This is a genomic window from Rhodococcus sp. IEGM 1372 (genome assembly GCF_030056835.1).
In the GTDB taxonomy this organism is placed as follows: Bacteria; Actinomycetota; Actinomycetes; order Mycobacteriales; family Mycobacteriaceae; genus Rhodococcoides.
In genome coordinates, this window is sequence record NZ_JASHKS010000061.1 from 1 (window position 1) to 16,584 (window position 16,584).

The 16,584-nt window shown below is 66.4% G+C and carries 19 protein-coding genes; 14 read left to right on the forward strand and 5 right to left on the reverse strand.

The window, feature by feature from the left end:
* A partial coding sequence (locus QM590_RS24800) for an MBL fold metallo-hydrolase (protein WP_269596753.1) occupies positions 1 to 505 on the reverse strand: 505 nt, incomplete at its 3' end.
* Positions 506 to 919: 414 nt separating this feature from the next.
* On the opposite strand from QM590_RS24800, the gene QM590_RS24805 reads away from it, so the two are divergent.
* The 3 genes from QM590_RS24805 to QM590_RS24815 all read left to right on the forward strand — a co-directional run bounded on the left by QM590_RS24805 (position 920) and on the right by QM590_RS24815 (position 2,077).
* Positions 920 to 1,378 (forward strand): class I SAM-dependent methyltransferase, encoded by a 459-nt coding sequence (locus QM590_RS24805; RefSeq protein ID WP_080733148.1) that lies wholly within the window; start codon positions 920 to 922, stop codon positions 1,376 to 1,378.
* A gap of 338 nt (positions 1,379 to 1,716) precedes the next feature.
* Positions 1,717 to 1,872: a hypothetical protein gene (locus tag QM590_RS24810; protein WP_155288742.1), complete on the forward strand. Its 156-nt coding sequence runs from the start codon at positions 1,717 to 1,719 to the stop codon at positions 1,870 to 1,872.
* Positions 1,873 to 1,927: 55 nt separating this feature from the next.
* Positions 1,928 to 2,077, forward strand: coding sequence for a hypothetical protein (locus QM590_RS24815; RefSeq protein ID WP_155289453.1), 150 nt, complete (start codon positions 1,928 to 1,930; stop codon positions 2,075 to 2,077).
* Positions 2,078 to 2,229: 152 nt separating this feature from the next.
* Here the strand turns inward: QM590_RS24815 and QM590_RS25880 are convergent, their stop codons facing one another.
* Positions 2,230 to 2,676, reverse strand: coding sequence for a site-specific integrase (locus tag QM590_RS25880; protein WP_308198557.1), 447 nt, complete (start codon positions 2,674 to 2,676; stop codon positions 2,230 to 2,232).
* 676 nt (positions 2,677 to 3,352) lie between these two features.
* On the opposite strand from QM590_RS25880, the gene QM590_RS24825 reads away from it, so the two are divergent.
* The 7 genes from QM590_RS24825 to QM590_RS24855 all read left to right on the forward strand — a co-directional run bounded on the left by QM590_RS24825 (position 3,353) and on the right by QM590_RS24855 (position 10,906).
* Positions 3,353 to 4,042 (forward strand): TnsA-like heteromeric transposase endonuclease subunit, encoded by a 690-nt coding sequence (locus QM590_RS24825; RefSeq protein ID WP_226435562.1) that lies wholly within the window; start codon positions 3,353 to 3,355, stop codon positions 4,040 to 4,042.
* Complete coding sequence (locus QM590_RS24830; protein WP_269596755.1) at positions 4,039 to 6,093, forward strand: TnsB C-terminal domain-containing protein; 2,055 nt, start codon at positions 4,039 to 4,041, stop codon at positions 6,091 to 6,093. The genes QM590_RS24825 and QM590_RS24830 overlap by 4 nt, the downstream gene beginning before the upstream one ends.
* Complete coding sequence (locus QM590_RS24835; RefSeq protein WP_059384188.1) at positions 6,090 to 7,154, forward strand: ATP-binding protein; 1,065 nt, start codon at positions 6,090 to 6,092, stop codon at positions 7,152 to 7,154. The genes QM590_RS24830 and QM590_RS24835 overlap by 4 nt, the downstream gene beginning before the upstream one ends.
* A gap of 46 nt (positions 7,155 to 7,200) precedes the next feature.
* Positions 7,201 to 8,067, forward strand: a complete 867-nt coding sequence (locus QM590_RS24840; RefSeq protein WP_072738915.1) for a TniQ family protein — start codon at positions 7,201 to 7,203, stop codon at positions 8,065 to 8,067.
* 148 nt (positions 8,068 to 8,215) lie between these two features.
* A complete protein-coding gene (locus QM590_RS24845) occupies positions 8,216 to 8,587 on the forward strand; it encodes an ArsR/SmtB family transcription factor (RefSeq protein ID WP_054720048.1) in 372 nt (123 codons plus the stop codon).
* Positions 8,584 to 10,548 (forward strand): heavy metal translocating P-type ATPase, encoded by a 1,965-nt coding sequence (locus tag QM590_RS24850; RefSeq protein WP_269596756.1) that lies wholly within the window; start codon positions 8,584 to 8,586, stop codon positions 10,546 to 10,548. The genes QM590_RS24845 and QM590_RS24850 overlap by 4 nt, the downstream gene beginning before the upstream one ends.
* Positions 10,549 to 10,558: 10 nt before the next feature.
* Positions 10,559 to 10,906, forward strand: coding sequence for a DUF3703 domain-containing protein (locus QM590_RS24855; protein ID WP_054720545.1), 348 nt, complete (start codon positions 10,559 to 10,561; stop codon positions 10,904 to 10,906).
* Positions 10,907 to 10,976: 70 nt separating this feature from the next.
* Here QM590_RS24855 and arsA read toward each other — a convergent pair whose 3' ends face one another.
* Genes arsA through QM590_RS24870 form a run of 3 tightly spaced genes read right to left on the reverse strand, consistent with a single transcriptional unit; the run spans position 10,977 to position 13,707 of the window.
* A complete protein-coding gene (gene arsA / locus QM590_RS24860; RefSeq protein ID WP_269596757.1) occupies positions 10,977 to 12,776 on the reverse strand; it encodes an arsenical pump-driving ATPase in 1,800 nt (599 codons plus the stop codon).
* A 57-nt stretch (positions 12,777 to 12,833) separates the two neighbouring features.
* On the reverse strand, positions 12,834 to 13,226 hold the full coding sequence (arsD, locus tag QM590_RS24865; RefSeq protein WP_064063745.1) for an arsenite efflux transporter metallochaperone ArsD: 393 nt from the start codon (positions 13,224 to 13,226) through the stop codon (positions 12,834 to 12,836).
* A gap of 58 nt (positions 13,227 to 13,284) precedes the next feature.
* Entirely contained in the window at positions 13,285 to 13,707 is a 423-nt protein-coding gene (locus tag QM590_RS24870; RefSeq protein WP_269596758.1) for an arsenate-mycothiol transferase ArsC, read from the reverse strand.
* Positions 13,708 to 13,760: 53 nt separating this feature from the next.
* Between QM590_RS24870 and QM590_RS24875 the strand changes: the two genes are divergently transcribed.
* From QM590_RS24875 to QM590_RS24890, 4 genes are read left to right on the forward strand one after another with little or no spacing between them, the layout of a single operon-like run.
* Positions 13,761 to 14,168, forward strand: coding sequence for an ArsR/SmtB family transcription factor (locus QM590_RS24875; RefSeq protein WP_269596759.1), 408 nt, complete (start codon positions 13,761 to 13,763; stop codon positions 14,166 to 14,168).
* A 35-nt stretch (positions 14,169 to 14,203) separates the two neighbouring features.
* Positions 14,204 to 15,244: an ACR3 family arsenite efflux transporter gene (arsB, locus tag QM590_RS24880; protein ID WP_269596761.1), complete on the forward strand. Its 1,041-nt coding sequence runs from the start codon at positions 14,204 to 14,206 to the stop codon at positions 15,242 to 15,244.
* A gap of 25 nt (positions 15,245 to 15,269) precedes the next feature.
* Positions 15,270 to 15,920 carry an arsenate reductase/protein-tyrosine-phosphatase family protein gene (locus tag QM590_RS24885; protein ID WP_269596760.1) on the forward strand — a complete coding sequence of 217 codons (651 nt, stop codon included), beginning with the start codon at positions 15,270 to 15,272 and terminating at the stop codon, positions 15,918 to 15,920.
* A gap of 27 nt (positions 15,921 to 15,947) precedes the next feature.
* Entirely contained in the window at positions 15,948 to 16,382 is a 435-nt protein-coding gene (locus QM590_RS24890) for an arsenate reductase ArsC (protein WP_132476087.1), read from the forward strand.
* Positions 16,383 to 16,584 lie beyond the last annotated feature (202 nt).

A 16,584-nucleotide genomic window follows, 5' to 3' on the forward strand; every position in this document is an offset into this window, starting at 1 on the left:
TGGCACCCTCGAAACGGGTGTCGACACCGTCGGCAGCTTCGTCGAGTAGGTCCGGGCGGCCGAGATCACCGGCAAAGACGAAGTCGCCCGTCAACATGTATCCCGGAGCATCGGCGAAGGCACCGTCGGTCACCAGGAACGAGAGGTGCTCCGGGGTATGACCGGGCGTGTGAACGGCTTGCACGGTGATGTTGCCCAGAGCCAGCGTGTCGCCATCGTGGAGGCGTTCGGCCTCGAAGCCGTACTGCCAATCGTCGCCGCCCTCTCCTGAGACGTAGGTGACCGCCCCGGTGGCCTTGGCCAGCTCGCGAGTGCCGGACAGGTAGTCGGCATGGATATGGGTCTCGGTCACGGCGGTGATGGTCATGCCATGCCGATCGGCCAGATCCAGATACACACCGATGTCGCGGCGGGCGTCGACCACCACTGCCTCTCCTTTGGCCTGGCAGCCGATGAAGTATCCGGCTTGGGCGAGGTCTTCGTCGTAGATGCGTTCGAGAAGCATCGAAATCTCCTTGTCGATCGTGGCGGCGTTCGTATGGGTGTCAAGAATCCACGGTACCCCGTGGGGTATTTTTGCAGGTTCTGTGCGTCGAGGCGCACGGTTCCGATTCCTGCGGGGTGGAGGTGAAGTGGGCGGCATTCCACTGGGCGACCAGGGGCATCGCAACCGACTGATCCAGCGAGGCGCAACGACTCACAGCGCCACCGCAGCGGTTGCCGACCATCACGTCCTCCTCAGCCGTCCGGCACTCGCCGACTCGGGGCGGACGAGGGAATTTCATTCCTCCCGAGTGTGACGTTTGTCAGAATTGGCGACTAGCCTCATCCATAATGTACGTACATCCGTACGATCAATCAAGGAGAGGGTGGCGTATACCTCGGCACGTGTCCTTGCACCACCTGCTCGAACGCCGGAATGACCTTCCAACACGACTGCTGTCGATGCAGTGCACCTGGCCTCAATGACCACCAATGTCGTGACCACACGGCTCGCGCCCACACCGACGTCAGACCGGATGCGCACCCGCCGCTCGGGGACGCTCACGCTCTGGACTTCCCCGATACATCCTTCGACACCATGGTGTGCACGTTCTCGCTCTGCGCCATCCCAGCCCCGGACATCGCGCTCTCGGAAATGTCGCGAGTGCTGCGTCCAGGTGGAACAATGCTCCCCGCCGATCACGTCGCCTCGTCGATCCGGCCGGTTCGATGGATCCAACGCGCCCTGAAACTGGTGAGCATCCCGATCGGTGGCGTGCACTTTCTGCGACGGTCCTCGCTCGCGATCACCGGTGACGAGAGCTTCTCCATCGAGGACATCGACCGGTTCACTCTCGGTCTCGTCGAGCGTCTTCACGCCCGAAAGGTGTCCTGAACGGGCAGGTACGATGGGCGCGGCACGCGCGGCCGACCATATTCCGGTACTTCTGCCTCGACGAACGCGAGAAGCCGCTTCAGCAGTGCATCCGCACGGTCGTCGAGCGTTGAATCGACGCCACCGAGTAGCTCGTGCGCGTCCCGGCGTGCCTGGGTCCCGTATTCGTAGTATCCGGGGTCGAGTACCGAAGCCGAGGCGGGCTACGGGACGAGCTGTGCGCTCGGTTGCCGTGCCTGCACCGAGTGGAGTCGGTGCACAGGTACTCGCCCGTCCAGGTGGGCTCGAACGATGTCGGCGACCGCACGGGACGTGAGTGGGGTCGCAATCAACGGGGTGTGGCCCAACCGGTCGATCGCAGTCGACAGCGGCTGCCGATCGGCCGGATCGACGTACCGGTCGAATCCGCCGAGTCCGGTACCGCCCACGGCATCGAGAGCATTCGGGTACTCGGATACCGCGTGCGATGGCCCAGCACCTCCAACAAGCGCTGATACACCATCCGCGGCGAGATACCCCGCCCCCGTCAGTGCCGGGGGAAGTGACAGTGTGGACGCCGCGGCCTGTGTCGATACGAAGGGCGTCGATCCTTGGATCGGCGGTGACATTGCAGTGCCGCAGGGCCGCGATCTGGGTGTACGGCAGACCGGTCGAGGCGAAGATCAGGACGCGGGCGTCTCGCCGCGCGAACAGTTCTGACGGCCAACCGGATTCGGGGAGGCGGGCGATGATGCCGCCGATCACGGCTGCCAGCTCGTGCAGGCGCGCCGTACGCGCCACGTCCAGCGCAGCCCGAACGATCTCCGCGCGCCCCGGAGGGGGTAACAGCTGCCGGGAATGGGTGCCGTCGATCACCGCGATCCGGCGGCGTTGGGTCGTCGACGTAGCGAGGTGCACGTGGAGGACGCCGCGACGACCTGCAGCCAACGTACCCACGCGCAGACCGGGCAGGATTCGTGACGGCCGGTGAACGGTAGGGCTTTGAAGGCCCCGACGCCGTCCTGATCGGTCTTCGACGCCCGAATCCGTACGTGCGCACCGTCGAGGCGGTCGCGGCGGACACCGCCGCATTCGAGCGCCACGAGTTCGCTACGACGAAATGCGCCGGTATAGCCCATCAGAAGCAGCGCGGTGTCGCGCCGTTTGAGGACCTCCGACGCCCACCCGGTCACACTGAGACGTGCATGATCGACGATGGTGGTGATGTCGGAGGTCAGCAGCGGTGCGCGTGGATTGCGTGGCCGCTCGCCCGCCGACGCGTAATCCCGCCGAATACTGGCGAGGGTGGCGCGGACCATCTCGTGCCCGCCCGGGTTGTCGTGTCTGGTAGCGCGGTGGCGTCCGCGCGACCGCCGCGATCCATTTGCCGAACGTCGCCGGCGCATACGCCCGCATCCCGTCGTCGACGGTGAGCGTGTCCGCCGGCGGCGACGAGATAGGCCGCCACCGTCGCGGGATGCGCCGGTAACGAGATATACCCGGTGGCGGCGCACCAGGTTTCGAAGCGTCTCCACGCCGAGGCGTAGGCCCGCCGGGCGCCGGCGGAGCGAGACGCAGCGATCGAGCGCTCGATCCGAGCGGCAACCTCCGGCGGTAAAGCAGGAAACACCGCCGCACCACCCGACACGCAGCCGGAACCGTGTTCGAGCCGTCCGCGAGCTGGCGTTCTGTCATATGCAGGACTGTAGCGGGCACCTCCTACACATTTATCGAACAGAAACTACGCTCACCTGGCGTTTCCTCAAGGACGGTGCGGGAAGGAAAATTCTCGTCGGTCACCGCACAAACAACGTTGGTGACTATGACCCCGGCGCGAAAACGGGCTTCTCGGCTGTCGCTGTAGGTTCTCGGATTCGGTGTCAGTTTCTCAATTTCATGTCAGTCGCCTGTCAGCGGCGTGTCGGTTTCTCAAATTCGTGTCAGTAGCGGGACCCTGAAAAAGTGCCCCGGACCAGCGAGGTTGAGGTCAGGTACGTGCAGGAATCAGGTGATCCTGTCGCGACGACCCTCGCTGCGGCAGATCCCTATCGGATGATCCTGGGCCTGCCGGTACGGAAAGTCCGCAGTCACCCCCATCAGCGCCACTATTCCGGGATGTTCTGGTCGGCCACCAACCGTGGCCACGTCCTCTACGAGAGCCGACTCGAACTGGACCGGTTGTGGCTGGCGGACTACGCACCGGAAGTGGTGCGGATCGCCGCACAGCCGATGTGGCTGTGCGGCCCGGACGGGAAGACCATGCGTCGGCATGCGCCCGATCTGCTGCTCCAACGCACAGACGGCGGATTCACGGTCGTCGACGTCAAACCCGCCGAGTTCGCCCGTCGCGACGCAGTTGCGCAGGTGTTCGCCTGGACCGAACGACTGTGTTCGAGTCGGGGCTGGTCGTATGAAGTGTGGACCGGTGCAAACCCAGTAGTGCTGGCGAACCTCCGAATCCTCGGGGGCGCTCGTCGTAGCGAGTGGATCGACCCCGCGGTGATGAGGGCACTCGACAGCGTCGCAGTGCCCGGGATGACCCTCGACGACCTCGCCGCATCGGTGAACAGGCCCGGCTCGCGAATCGCGGTGCTGGCGAAGCTGTGGTCCGGTCTGTGGTCGGTGGACCTGACGGTGCCGCTGTCCGGACAGTCGCAGGTGTCCGGTGTAAGGAGCACGCCGTGACCAACATCGTCGAACTACGTGCAGGAATCAAGGTCTGGCTCGACGGCTGCTCATGGGAAGTCGTGGCGCTGCAGGGACACGATGTCACCCTCCGGTCCGGAGAGCGGATGCAGCGTGTCGCGGTCACCGAGATCGCGGCACGGGGAACAGCGATCTCACCGCCGGACGACACCGCCTCCGCTGACCCTGCTGCCGTAGTGCTCTCCTCGCTGACCGCAACCCAGATTCAGGAACTGGAAACACGAGCCGAACACGTCCGCGGCATCCTGACCGAGGTTGCGACCTCCGGCGCCGAACTCGAATCGGTGTTGGCCACCAGAGCGGCGGAACTTCACGTCTCTGTGCGCACCCTGTACCGCTGGATCGCCGGATACCGCGCGGCAGGAGTTGCCGGACTCACGGACAGTCGGATCCGTAGCCGCTACGCCACCAGTGTCGATCACCGGTGGGACGCAGCATGTGTGCGGGTGCTCGATAGGTACGTCACCGTCTCGACCCCGACGATCGGCGCGGTCATCGATGCCGTTGCCAAGGACCTGGAAGCAGAATTCGGGCCGGGCATGGTGCCGTTGCCCTCCCTGAGCACGGCATACCGGCGGGTGAAGACATTGTCGAAGGGGCGGCACGCGTTCGGTAGCGCGAAAGGCCGGCGGTCGGTGGCGGACCGGCCCCGCGGTGTCCTCGGCCGACTGCGCGCGACCCGTCCGGGGGAGTACGTGGTGCTCGATACCACCGCGCTGGATGTGTTCGCGATGGAACCGGTCACCATGCGCTGGGCTGGGGTGGAGTTGACCGTGGCGATGGACCTGTTCACCCGCTGCATCCTCGGACTGCGCCTGACACCGCTATCGACGCGGTCCCAGGACGTGGCGAATGTGCTGTACCAGTGCATCACTCCCGCCCGCGACACCGACCCGACTGCGGATCAACTCTGGCCGTATCACGGGGTGCCGCGAAACCTGCTCGTCGGCACCGAGTCCCCGGACGGGATCTCCCAGCGACGCGTCGGGGATCTACCGGCATGTCTGCCCGAGGCGATCGTCGTCGATCACGGCAAGCAGTACCTGTCCTCTCATGTGATCGGAGTCTGCGCCCGACTGGGTATCACCGTTCAGCCGGCGATCCCGCACAAGCCCACCGACAAACCCACCGTCGAACGCTTCTTCCGCACCCTGCGCGAATCACTGCTACAGCACCTGCCCGCCTACAAGGGCCCGGACGTGTACTCACGGGGCAAAGACGTCGAAGACGCCGCGTTCTACTACGCCAGCGAACTCGAGCAGATCATCCGGGAATGGGTGGGCCGGGTCTATCACCACACCCGACATGACGGGCTGTGCGTGCCGGAACTGCCGCGGGTGGGGTTTTCGCCGAGCGAGATGTTCGAGATCGGGGTCGCCAAATCGGGTGGTCTGCTGTTGCCGGCGAATCCGGATCTGGCGTATGAGTTCCTCGATGTGCGTTGGCGTACGATCCAGCACTACGGCGTCGAGGTCGACGGACTGCGTTACGACGGATCCGGGCTCACCTTGTATCGCACCACCCGTTCGCCGTATGGCGGTGTGCACGCCGGCAAGTGGCCGATCTTCGTCGACAATCACGACATCCGGCACGCCTGGTTCCAGGACCCGGACAGCCACCGTTGGCATCAGTTGGTGTGGGAGCACGGCGCTTGCCTGAACCAGCCGTTCAGCAGGGACGCCGCCGACTACGCCAAACGCATCGCCGTGCGCGAGCATCGCCACTTCGATCCCGCCGCCGCGGTACGGGATCTGCTGCTCGCGTGGAGCCGAGACGACGTCGCGACACGCCGCGACCGCGCCCTGGCCCGCCGACTCAGTGCCCACCGCCCGCATCCGGAAACCGAAGGACAGCAGTCCGGTATCGACGACGAACGCGACACTGCGTCCGTGCCGGGCGTCGCCGAGCTGCTCGACGAACTCGCCACCAGTCGAACTCAACGGTTGGAGGTGGTCGACGACGTCGACGTATTCGACCGGTACTACGCGGAGCATCCCGACGAAGACGTGTTCGAGGTGTTCGACGAATGAACCCCTGGGCCACCTGGCTGGCAACGTATGGCACTGTCCGCTACCAGCTCTCCCGCAAACAGGGCTGGCACGCCTTCGTCACCGCCCCACCGCGTGAACCGTTCGAGGTCCTCTCCCGCACCGCGATGTCCCGACTGTCGCAGGAGGAGCTCGAGGACTACAACGAAGCCCGGATGGTGTGGAACGCGAACCTGCCGACGATCAAGACCAGCCAACTCGCCGCCGCCTACGGGATCTGCGATCAGGTGATGGCCTCGGCGTATCGGGACGGCGACAAGCTGCGCGGCTCGGTGGTCATCGACGCCGAACCCGGCCTCGGCAAGACCACCATCGCCACCCGCTATGCCCGCGACGTCCACCGGCGAGTTCTGCGCCGCGACGGACCCCTCACCGTGGAGGGGCATCAACGGTGGCCGGTGGCGTTCATCCCGCTCAGCGCCGGGGTCACCCTCAAAGGCCTCAATCAGCAGATCCTGCGGTTCTACGGCCATCCGGCCGTGGACCGTGCCTCCACCTCGAAACTCGGGGCCTTGGCGGTGGACTGTGTCACCTCCTGCGGTACCCGGTTGATCGTGCTCGACGATCTGCACTTCGTCGACTTCCGGCACCGCAACGGCCTGGAGGTATCGAACCATCTCAAGGGTTTGGCCAACGACATGGCCGCTACCTTCATTTACGTCGGGGTGAATCTGACCGCCAAACGCTTCTTCGACGAAGGCCTGCTCGGCGAGCACACCGTCTACGCCCAGACCAGCCGCCGCGCCACCCGCTGCCCGGTTGCCCCGTTCAGCATCGACACCGACACCGGGATGCGCGGCTGGCTCGCGCTGCTGCGCACCGCCGAAGAACACCTCACCCTCGCCGGCAGCCATGACGGGATGCTGTGCGAGCATGCTCGGCTGCTGCACCGCCGCACCCAGGGGCGGATCGCGTCGTTGACGAATCTGCTCGACCGGATCTCGTATCTCGCGATCGTCACCGGCGTCGAAGCCGTCACTGCTGAGTTGATTACGACCGCGACCGTCGACAATGCCAGCGAATCCGCCGCCCGCACCGGCTGATACCGGCTGGTCCCGCCCTGGCCGGCTCAGTGGTTGGGGAACCACTATGGCCACGATAAGAGTCGACCGGTGGCCGATCACCGTGCAACTACATCCCGCCGAGTATCTGCCGGGCTGGCTGATGCGCGTCGGCTGTCGCTACCAACTGACCCCGATCCAGATTTTGCGCGAGCTCCGTGTGCCGCGGAGCCCGACCGGATATCACCTCGTTCTCGAGCACCTGAGCCTGCACGCTCGGTGGATCGCCGCTCACCTCGGTGTCCCTGCCGGTGACCTGCGCGCCGCCCTGTGGGGCCGGCCGATCGATGCCGCCGCGGCACGGTACCTGGTGCACCACCGCCACATTCGGCCCGACCGGGGAGGATCGCGTTTCTGTGCCCGATGCCTGGCCGAACCCGATCCGTGGTGGCATGCAGGCTGGGCCAATCCGCTGCTGCCGCTCTGTGTACGCCACCAGGTGTATCTGCAGTCGACATGCGAAGGCTGCGGTCAGGTGCCGTGGACAGGAACGGCGTGGATGAGCGCTCTGGCCCCGCCGTGGCAGTGCCCGCAGCGCCATGCTCGCGAACCGCAACGCCCGGGGCGTGTGAGACCGTTCTGCCGATACGACCTGCGTGACGCTGCTGTCCTCGCTGCACCGGCGAAGCTGTGTCATGCCCAGCAGAATCTGATCGAGTTCGCTGCCCTCGCCGACCTTCAGCCGAGCCGACAGTTGCGCTACGGCACCACCGACATGCCCATCACCGAGGTGCTCGACGAGCTGTGCCGTCGATTCGTCGACACGATCGGCTCTCCCGTGCGAGGACCTGGCGACCGGCCTGGACAGTCTGAGCAAGGCGATCCTCCCGCGAGGCAGAACTGGCATGCGACCCGTTGGCCGTTCCAGGCTGGGAGCCAGCCGGCCAGTCTGTGAACGTCCCTTGAGTCGTGACGAGCCGGTCCGAGAATCCGCCAGCCGTCATCATTCGCGACCGTTGTCGGAGTCCGCACTGGCGGAGTAGAACGCGCGTTGTCCCGCTCCCTCCGCTTGATTAATCATGTTTCCTCAATATCATCGTTTTATGACGATGAATGAGCGAGCGACGACCTGCTTCGGTGAAAGTCTCGACTCTGCAGCAGCGTTGTTCCACAGTCTCTCCGACGGCACCCGCCTGGCCATCGTGCGCCGCCTCGCCGCCGGGGAATCCCGAGTAGCGGACCTGGTCGGCGAGCTGGGATTGGCGCAATCGACAGTGTCGGCGCACGTGGCATGCCTGCGGGACTGCGGCCTGGTGCAAGGCCGCCCGCAGGGCCGGCAGGTGTTCTACTCGCTGGCCCGACTGGAACTGCTCGACCTGCTGGCCTCGGCCGAAACCCTCCTGGCCGCCACGGGCAACGCCGTCGCGCTGTGCCCGAACTACGGCACCGACACCGACACGGGAGTGACGGCATGAGCGACGCCTGCGGATGCGGCCCCGACGAACCCCGCGTCGAGGGCGAAGACGACCAGGAGCCCGACAAGTGGTGGCAGGTCACCGAGATCCGGGCGGCCGCCGCCGCGGGTGTCCTGCTGATTGCGGCCCTGATCGTCCGCGTCACCGGTGGGCCCGACGCTCTCGGGACGGGCTTCGAGGCGGTGGCGCTGGTCGTCGCCGGCTACACCTTCGTCCCCTCGACCCTCAAGCGGCTGGCCCGCGGCAAGATCGGGGTCGGGACCCTGATGACGATCGCTGCCGTCGGCGCCGTGCTGCTCGGCGAGGTCGGCGAAGCCGCGATGCTCGCGTTCCTGTTCGCCATCAGTGAGGGTCTCGAAGAGTACGCGGTCACTCGCACCCGACGGGGCCTGCGCGCCCTGCTGAATCTGGTGCCGGACACTGCCACCGTCCTGCGCGGCGGCCGTGAACAGACCGTCGCCCCCGCGGAGTTGGGGCTCGGGGAGATCATGATCGTCAAACCCGGGGAGCGGCTCGCCACCGACGGCACCATCCGCACCGGGCGCACCGCCCTGGACACCTCCGCGATCACCGGGGAATCGGTGCCGGTCGAGGCCGGACCGGGCTCCGAGGTGTTCGCCGGGTCGATCAACGGCACCGGCGTGCTCGAGGTCGAGGTCACCGCCGGCGCGCAGGACAACTCGCTGGCCAAGATCGTGAAAATCGTGGAGGCCGAGCAATCCCGCAAGGGCGAGGCCCAGCGTCTGGCCGACAAGATCGCCAAGCCCCTGGTGCCGGGAGTGATGGTTGCCGCGGCGTTGATCGCCGCGATCGGCAGCGTATTCGGTGATCCGCTGGTGTGGATCGAACGCGCCCTCGTCGTGCTGGTCGCCGCGTCCCCGTGTGCGCTGGCCATCGCGATCCCGGTGACCGTGGTCGCCGCGATCGGCGCCGCCTCCAAGCTCGGCGTCCTGGTCAAGGGCGGTGCCGCCCTCGAAGCGTTGGGCCGGATCCGCACCGTCGCGTTGGACAAGACGGGCACCCTGACCCGGAACCGCCCCGAGGTCATCGACGTTGCCACCACCGGCGGCACCACCCGCGCCGACGTTCTGAATGTCGCCGCTGCGCTCGAGGCACGCAGTGAGCACCCCCTCGCTGCAGCGATCCTCGCCGCCGTCGACGACTACACCCCCGCCGAGGACGTCGACGCGGTCCCCGGTGCCGGACTGACCGGTCACGTCGGCGGCATTCCTGCCCGTCTGGGCCGGCCCGGGTGGATCGACCCGGGCTCTCTGGCTGCCGATATCGAGCGGATGCAGCACGCCGGAGCCACTGCGGTGCTCATCGAACGCGACGGCACCCTGATCGGGGCGATCGCGGTGCGCGACGAACTGCGTCCCGAAGCCCGCGACGTCGTCGCGGGGCTGCGCCGCGACGGTTACACCGTGGCGATGCTCACCGGCGACAACGAGCGCACCGCACGAGCGTTGGCCACCGATGTCGGTATCGACGAGGTGCACGCCGATCTGCGTCCGGAGGACAAGGCCCACATCATCGACACCCTCCGCGGTACACGGCCGACGGCGATGGTCGGCGACGGTGTCAACGACGCCCCGGCCCTGGCCACCGCCGATCTGGGGATCGCGATGGGCGCGATGGGCACCGACGTGGCCATCGAAACCGCCGACGTCGCCCTGATGGGTGAGGACCTACGGCATCTACCTCAAGCCCTGCAGCATGCCCGCCGATCACGAACGATCATGTTGCAGAACGTCGGCCTCTCGCTCGCGATCATCACCGTCCTGATGCCCCTGGCCCTGTTCGGGGTACTCGGCCTGGCGGCGGTTGTCCTGGTTCACGAGGTCGCCGAGATCATCGTGATCGCCAACGGGGTCCGCGCCGGACGCGCTCGCCCCCTGACAATCTCCGGATCGGCGGCACCTGCGTCGAATCCTGGGGTACGAGAATCCTTTTCTTCCTGAAGGGCCTTCCATGAGTCCAATGCCTGCAACTGTCCGAGCCTGGTATGCCGCGGAGATGACCGCCGCTCGACACACTCACACTGCAGCCGAGCGGTGGACCCATCTCGAACGCGCGCACATCCTGTCGCAGCCCTACCCGTGGCCGCACACTCGCAATCACCTCGCCATGCTCGGTCTCGCGGTGCGTCAACGCGACCGTCGCGAAGCCCTTGGGCAGATCATCCGGATCATGGTTGCTGCCCCCGGTTCCGCGCTCGGGGGTTACCCCGAAGGCAACACCGGCCGCGTCGCTGCAGGGTTGATGACCCCCATGCCGATTCCCGCCGATCTGACCGACGTCCTCACTGGCACAGCGTGATCCGAATCGTGGCTTCAGGCATGTCTCACACGAACGACATGAGTGGACGACCCGGCCCGGTGCTGGCGGATCAACGCACCGGTGCCGGATGCCGTTCGGCCAGCTGTCCCAACGCGGTGATTCCGACCGGTTCGCTGACGGCCAGCGGAATCACCGCGCACCGATTGGCGAGTTCGTCCCGGACCGTGTCGATCTGCTCGAATTCGGCAACCGCTCGCTGCCGCAGCAGCGGCGCGGTGGGCGCCGCCGCGGCCAGGGAATTGTTGACCACCCACCCCCACGGCTCGATACCAGCGCGCCGCAAATCATCCTGCAAACCGGCCGCCTCGAGCACCGGGGTGGTCTCGGCAAGAGTGACCAGCACAATCTTGGTCTGCGCCGGGTCCTGCAGCCGCATCAGCGGGGTGATGAAGCGCCCGCCATCGCCCATCTGCCGGGCGATCTCCCGGTGATACGAACCGGTCGCATCGAGCAACAGCAGAGTATGCCCGGTCGGGGCGGTATCGACGACGACGAACTTGCGGCGTGATTCGTGAATCACCTTCGAAAAGGCCTGGAACACCGCGACCTCCTCGGTGCACGGGGAGAGCAGGTCCTCGGCGAGAGTGGCGCGGCCGGCCTCATCGAGTCCGGCGCCCTTGGTGGCCAGCACCTGGTCGCGGTAGGTCTCGCTCGCTTCATGCGGGTCGATGCGGGACACCTCGAGGTGGTCGAGTTCCCCGGCGAGAGTGTCGGTCAGATGCGCGGCGGGGTCGGTGGTGGTCAGATGCACATCGTGGCCACGGCGGGCCAGGGCCACCGCGATCGCGGCGGCAACAGTGGTTTTGCCGACCCCGCCTTTGCCCATGCACATCACCAGCCCGTGGCCATCAGCCTCGATCGCATCGACCAGATCCGCCAGTGAAGCATCGGCGACCGCGGCGACACCCGGTTCGGTGTCGTCGACACTCACAGCGGTGGTGGTGGTGGTGGTGTCGAACAGGGTGCTCAAAGCATCGAGACCGACCATGTTGACCGGCTTGAGCTCCACCAGATCGGTGGGCAGCGCGACGATCGCGGCGCCGCGACCCGCCAATGCTGCCTGCTCACGCTGGTACACGGCGGTAGCCAGCGGGTCGGTGTCCTCAGCCGGGGCAGGCAGCACGCCGTTGACGACCACATGCTGTCTCGTCATGCCGATCGCGGCGAGTTCGCTGTGGGTGCGGGCGATCTCGGCCAGAGCGGCACGGTTCGCGCGTGCCACGAGCACCAGGCGGGTACGGCCGGGATCCGATAAGGCCTCGACCGCGCCGGCGTACATGGCTTTCTGCTTGTCGAGCCCGGCCAGCGGACCGAGACAGGACGCGTCGCCCTTGCCGTGGTCGAGGAATTCGGTCCAGTTACCGGGCAGTTGCAGCAGCCGGATGGTATGGCCGGTGGGGGCGGTGTCGAACAGCACGTGATCGAACCCGGCGACCCGGTCGTCGGGATCGGTGAGCAGAGAAGTGAATTCGTCGAACGACGCGACTTCGGTGGTGCACGAGCCGGACAACTGCTCGGTGATCGACGCGATCTCCGCTGCGGGCAACAACCCGCGGACGGGACCGACGATGCGTTCGCGGTAGGCGGCGGCGGCCTCCTCGGGGTCGATCTCGAGCGCGCAGAGCCCCGCCGCCGCGGGGACCTCGGTGATCGTGTTGCCGATGCTCAGACCGAAGACCTGCCCGACGTTCGACGCGGGGTCGGTCGAGACGAGCAGCACCTTCTTTCCGGCCCGGGCCAGGCGCACCGCTGACGCGCACGCGATGGAGGTCTTACCGACCCCACCTTTACCGGTGAAGAACACGAACCGGGGCGGGTCGGTCAGAAACGTCGGGTCGGCGGCAGCCATGAAAGCAGGTACTCCTCGTCGGATGGGTATCGGCGGGCGGGGTGCGGATCTACATGGTCAGCAGCAGGTGGACTCGCCCGGGGTGCAGCAGGAGTCGCTGTCGTCCGCGAGCCCGAGCATGGTCACCCCGGACGGCGGCGCGGGTACCTCGAGGCCGGCCCAGGTGGCGAGCTCGGTGCGGGTCGGGTAGCGCCCGGTAGCGACGGTGACGTCGTCGACGAGCACGAGCGGCAGCCCGTCCGATCCGGCGAGTTCGAGGAATTTCTTGACGGTCTCGTTGTGGGCGAACGCGAGCGGGTCGTTGGCCAGGTTGTGGCGGGTGATGGCGGCGCCCTGCTCGGTCAGCGCGGCCATGTCGGCGGTGAAGGTGACCAGGTTCTGGTCGAGGTCCTCGCCGCACACGCCGGTGTTGCAGCACAGGGCCGGTTCGAAGACTGCGATGGTGCTCATAGGTATCAGGTATTCCTTCAGTGCTCGAGGGCGAACAGAGTTTCCGGGACGAACTCGGTTATCGGGCGTCGGCGTCGGAAAGCAGCCGGGTAGCGAGCTCCTCGACGCGGACAGCGATGTCATCGCGCACCAGGCGCATCCGCTCGATGCCGTCGATGCCGCGCTCGGACGGCTCATCGGTGTCCCAGTTCTCGACGACCACCCCGGCGGGCGCATCGACGTGGGCTTCGCCGCCGAGGGTGACCACCAGGTCGACTTCGGTGAGGAGTTGCGGATCGATCGGCTTGGGGCGCTCACCGTCGATGGAGGCGCCTACCTCGTCGAGGACCTGCACCGACAGAGCATTAAGGGACGCCCCTGGGGCGGTACCGGCCGAATGGACGGTGACGCGGTCGCCGGCTGTCTTGCGCATCAACGCTGCGGCCATCTGGGATTTTCCGCCGTTCTTCACACACACGAACAGCACCGAAGCAGTGGGCACGTGGAGGTCCCTTCCCGTTTGACGACTGGATTGATAACAGTCAATATAGACGCATGTCGAATCAGCTGTCGAGTGAGGCCGAACCGTGCTGCCCGCCGCTCGCCCGTGAGCCCCTGACCTCGGATTGGGCCACCGACCTGGCCCGCATGTTCAAGGCCCTCGGTGATCCGGTGCGGCTGCGCATGCTCAGCATGATCGCCAGCCACCAGGGCGGGGAGAGCTGTGTGTGCGACATCAGCCCCGCGTTCGACCTGTCGCAACCGACCATCTCGCACCACCTCAAGGTGCTGCGCGAAGCCGGACTGCTCGACTGCGAGCGCCGCGGCACCTGGGTGTACTACCGGGTGCTCCCCGCCGCCCTCGAGCAACTGTCCGCGGTGCTCGCCACCGAATCCGGGGTCCTGCCCGGATCGGCCTGCACCTGCGCCCCGACCGAAGCCCTTCAGGAGACCGCCTCGTGACCACCGCCACCGACAACCGGTCCGTCGCCGGCAAGATGTCGGTCCTCGACCGGTTCCTGGCCGTGTGGATCGGCATCGCCATGGTCGCCGGCCTGCTGCTCGGCCGCCTCATTCCCGGGCTCGGCGACGCGTTGAGCGTCATCGAGATCGACAACATCTCTCTGCCGATCGCGCTCGGTCTGTTGATCATGATGTACCCGGTGCTCGCGAAGGTGCGCTACGACCGCCTCGACACCGTCACCGGCGATCGCAAGCTGTTGATCTCCTCGCTCATTCTCAACTGGGTGCTCGGCCCGGCGCTGATGTTCGCCCTCGCCTGGCTGCTGCTGCCCGACCTGCCCGAGTACCGCACCGGCCTGATCATCGTCGGCCTGGCTCGCTGCATCGCGATGGTCATCATCTGGAACGACCTCGCCTGCGGCGACCGCGAAGCCGCCGCAGTACTGGTTGCGATCAACTCGGTTTTCCAGGTGATCATGTTCGCTGTGCTCGGCTGGTTCTACCTGTCGATCCTGCCCGGCTGGCTCGGGCTCGAACAGACCACCCTCGATGTCTCCCCGTGGCAGATCGCCAAATCGGTGCTGATCTTCCTCGGTATCCCCCTCGTCGCCGGCTTCTTGACCCGCCACTTCGGTGAAAAAGCCAAGGGACGTGAGTGGTACGAGGACACGTTCCTGCCGAAGATCGGCCCGTGGGCGCTCTACGGGCTGCTGTTCACGATCGTGATCCTGTTCGCCCTGCAGGGCGAGCAGATCACCTCGCAGCCCTGGGACGTGGTGCGGATCGCGTTGCCGCTGCTCGCGTACTTCATCCTCATGTGGGGTGGCGGGTTCCTGTTCGGTGCGGCAGTGGGGCTCGGTTACGAGCGCACCACCACACTGGCGTTCACCGCCGCCGGAAACAACTTCGAGCTCGCCATCGCCGTCGCGATCGGCACCTTCGGTGTCACCTCCGGCCAGGCTTTGGCCGGGGTGGTCGGTCCGCTCATCGAGGTGCCCGTCCTGGTTGCTCTCATCTACGTCTCGCTCGCCCTGCGGAAACGCTTCACCCGCTCGCCCGCCCCCACTGTGTCGTAAGGACCGACCACCTCAGGAGTCGATGATGTCCCAGCACGCTGCCCAGCCGGAACTACTGATGCCTCAGGCGGTGCTGCACCGCAGTGCCGAACATCTCGCGGAGAAGTACGCCGGGATGTTTTCCCCTCAAACGGTCGAGCGGATGGTGTTCGAGTCGTATGCGGCGCTGCGCCGCACCGCCAAGATCCATACCCATTTGCCCTCGCTGGCCACCCGCTTCGCGGGCGAACGCCTCACTGCTCTGGCGCAGGCCGAAGGCGCTATACCGAAGGATGTGCCGGAGGTGCTGTTCGTGTGCGTGCGTAACAGTGGCCGTTCGCAGATGGCCGCGGCACTGCTGGCTCATCACGGCGCGGGACGGGTGCACGTGCGCTCCGCCGGATCGGCCCCTGCCTCGTCGATCCATCCTGTCGTGGTCGAGGTGATGGCCGAGATCGGGCTCGATCTCGGCGGCGAATATCCCAAACCCCTGACCGACGATGTGGTGGCAGCCGCCGATGTGGTGATCACCATGGGGTGCGGTGATGCGTGCGCGGTGTATCCGGGTAAGCGCTACCTCGATTGGTCGTTGATCGATCCGGACGACGAGTCACTCGAGACGGTGCGGGCGATCCGCGACGATATCGACACTCGCGTGCGGGCTTTGCTGGCCGAACTCGACACCGTTTCTGCCTGAATTCTCTTCGAAAGGACGTCTGTTTTCATGACAACTGATTCCTCGACCGATCGCACACCCTCGGTGTTGTTCGTGTGTGTGCACAACGCGGGCCGTTCCCAGATGGCCGCGGGATTCCTCACTGCGCTGGCCGGCGACCGGGTCGAGGTCCGTTCCGCGGGCTCCGCTCCGGCCGAGCAGGTCAACCCGGCCGCGGTCGCGGCGATGGCCGAAGTCGGTATCGACATCTCCGCGCAGAACCCGAAGATCCTCACCATCGACGCGGTGCAGGCCTCCGATGTGGTGATCACCATGGGGTGCGGCGACACGTGCCCGGTGTTTCCGGGCACGTCGTATCGGGATTGGGTGCTCGAGGATCCGGCCGGGCAAGAGGTGGAGGCGGTGCGTCCGATCCGCGACGAGATCAAAGCCAAGGTCGAGGCGCTGATCGCCGAGCTCGTTCCAGACGGCGCCCAAGCCTGACAGGGGTGGGCGCCGATGACAACAAACATGACGGAGGCGTTCAGTCCCTCGAGTCGAGGGTCCGCGCTCGAAGGTCGTGAGTCCACGGATTGAGATGTGCCGGATACGGCAACACCGAAGCAGGCTCCGAGGTCAGACTGCAATGACGGGCAGTTCGATCGTAAAGCGTGCCCCACGGCCCGGCCCGTCACTGTGTGCTCGG

Coding starts and splice junctions, on each gene's coding strand:
- QM590_RS24875 (WP_269596759.1), top strand. CDS start 13,761: ATGTCGAATCAGCTGTCGAGTGAGGCCGAACCGTGCTGCCCGCCGCTC.
- QM590_RS24805 (WP_080733148.1), top strand. CDS start 920: ATGACCTTCCAACACGACTGCTGTCGATGCAGTGCACCTGGCCTCAAT.
- QM590_RS24850 (WP_269596756.1), top strand. CDS start 8,584: ATGAGCGACGCCTGCGGATGCGGCCCCGACGAACCCCGCGTCGAGGGC.
- arsB (WP_269596761.1), top strand. CDS start 14,204: ATGTCGGTCCTCGACCGGTTCCTGGCCGTGTGGATCGGCATCGCCATG.
- QM590_RS24835 (WP_059384188.1), top strand. CDS start 6,090: ATGAACCCCTGGGCCACCTGGCTGGCAACGTATGGCACTGTCCGCTAC.
- QM590_RS24855 (WP_054720545.1), top strand. CDS start 10,559: ATGAGTCCAATGCCTGCAACTGTCCGAGCCTGGTATGCCGCGGAGATG.
- arsD (WP_064063745.1), bottom strand. CDS start 13,226: ATGAGCACCATCGCAGTCTTCGAACCGGCCCTGTGCTGCAACACCGGC.
- QM590_RS24840 (WP_072738915.1), top strand. CDS start 7,201: ATGGCCACGATAAGAGTCGACCGGTGGCCGATCACCGTGCAACTACAT.
- QM590_RS24885 (WP_269596760.1), top strand. CDS start 15,270: ATGTCCCAGCACGCTGCCCAGCCGGAACTACTGATGCCTCAGGCGGTG.
- QM590_RS25880 (WP_308198557.1), bottom strand. CDS start 2,676: ATGGTCCGCGCCACCCTCGCCAGTATTCGGCGGGATTACGCGTCGGCG.
- QM590_RS24890 (WP_132476087.1), top strand. CDS start 15,948: ATGACAACTGATTCCTCGACCGATCGCACACCCTCGGTGTTGTTCGTG.
- QM590_RS24845 (WP_054720048.1), top strand. CDS start 8,216: ATGACGATGAATGAGCGAGCGACGACCTGCTTCGGTGAAAGTCTCGAC.
- arsA (WP_269596757.1), bottom strand. CDS start 12,776: ATGGCTGCCGCCGACCCGACGTTTCTGACCGACCCGCCCCGGTTCGTG.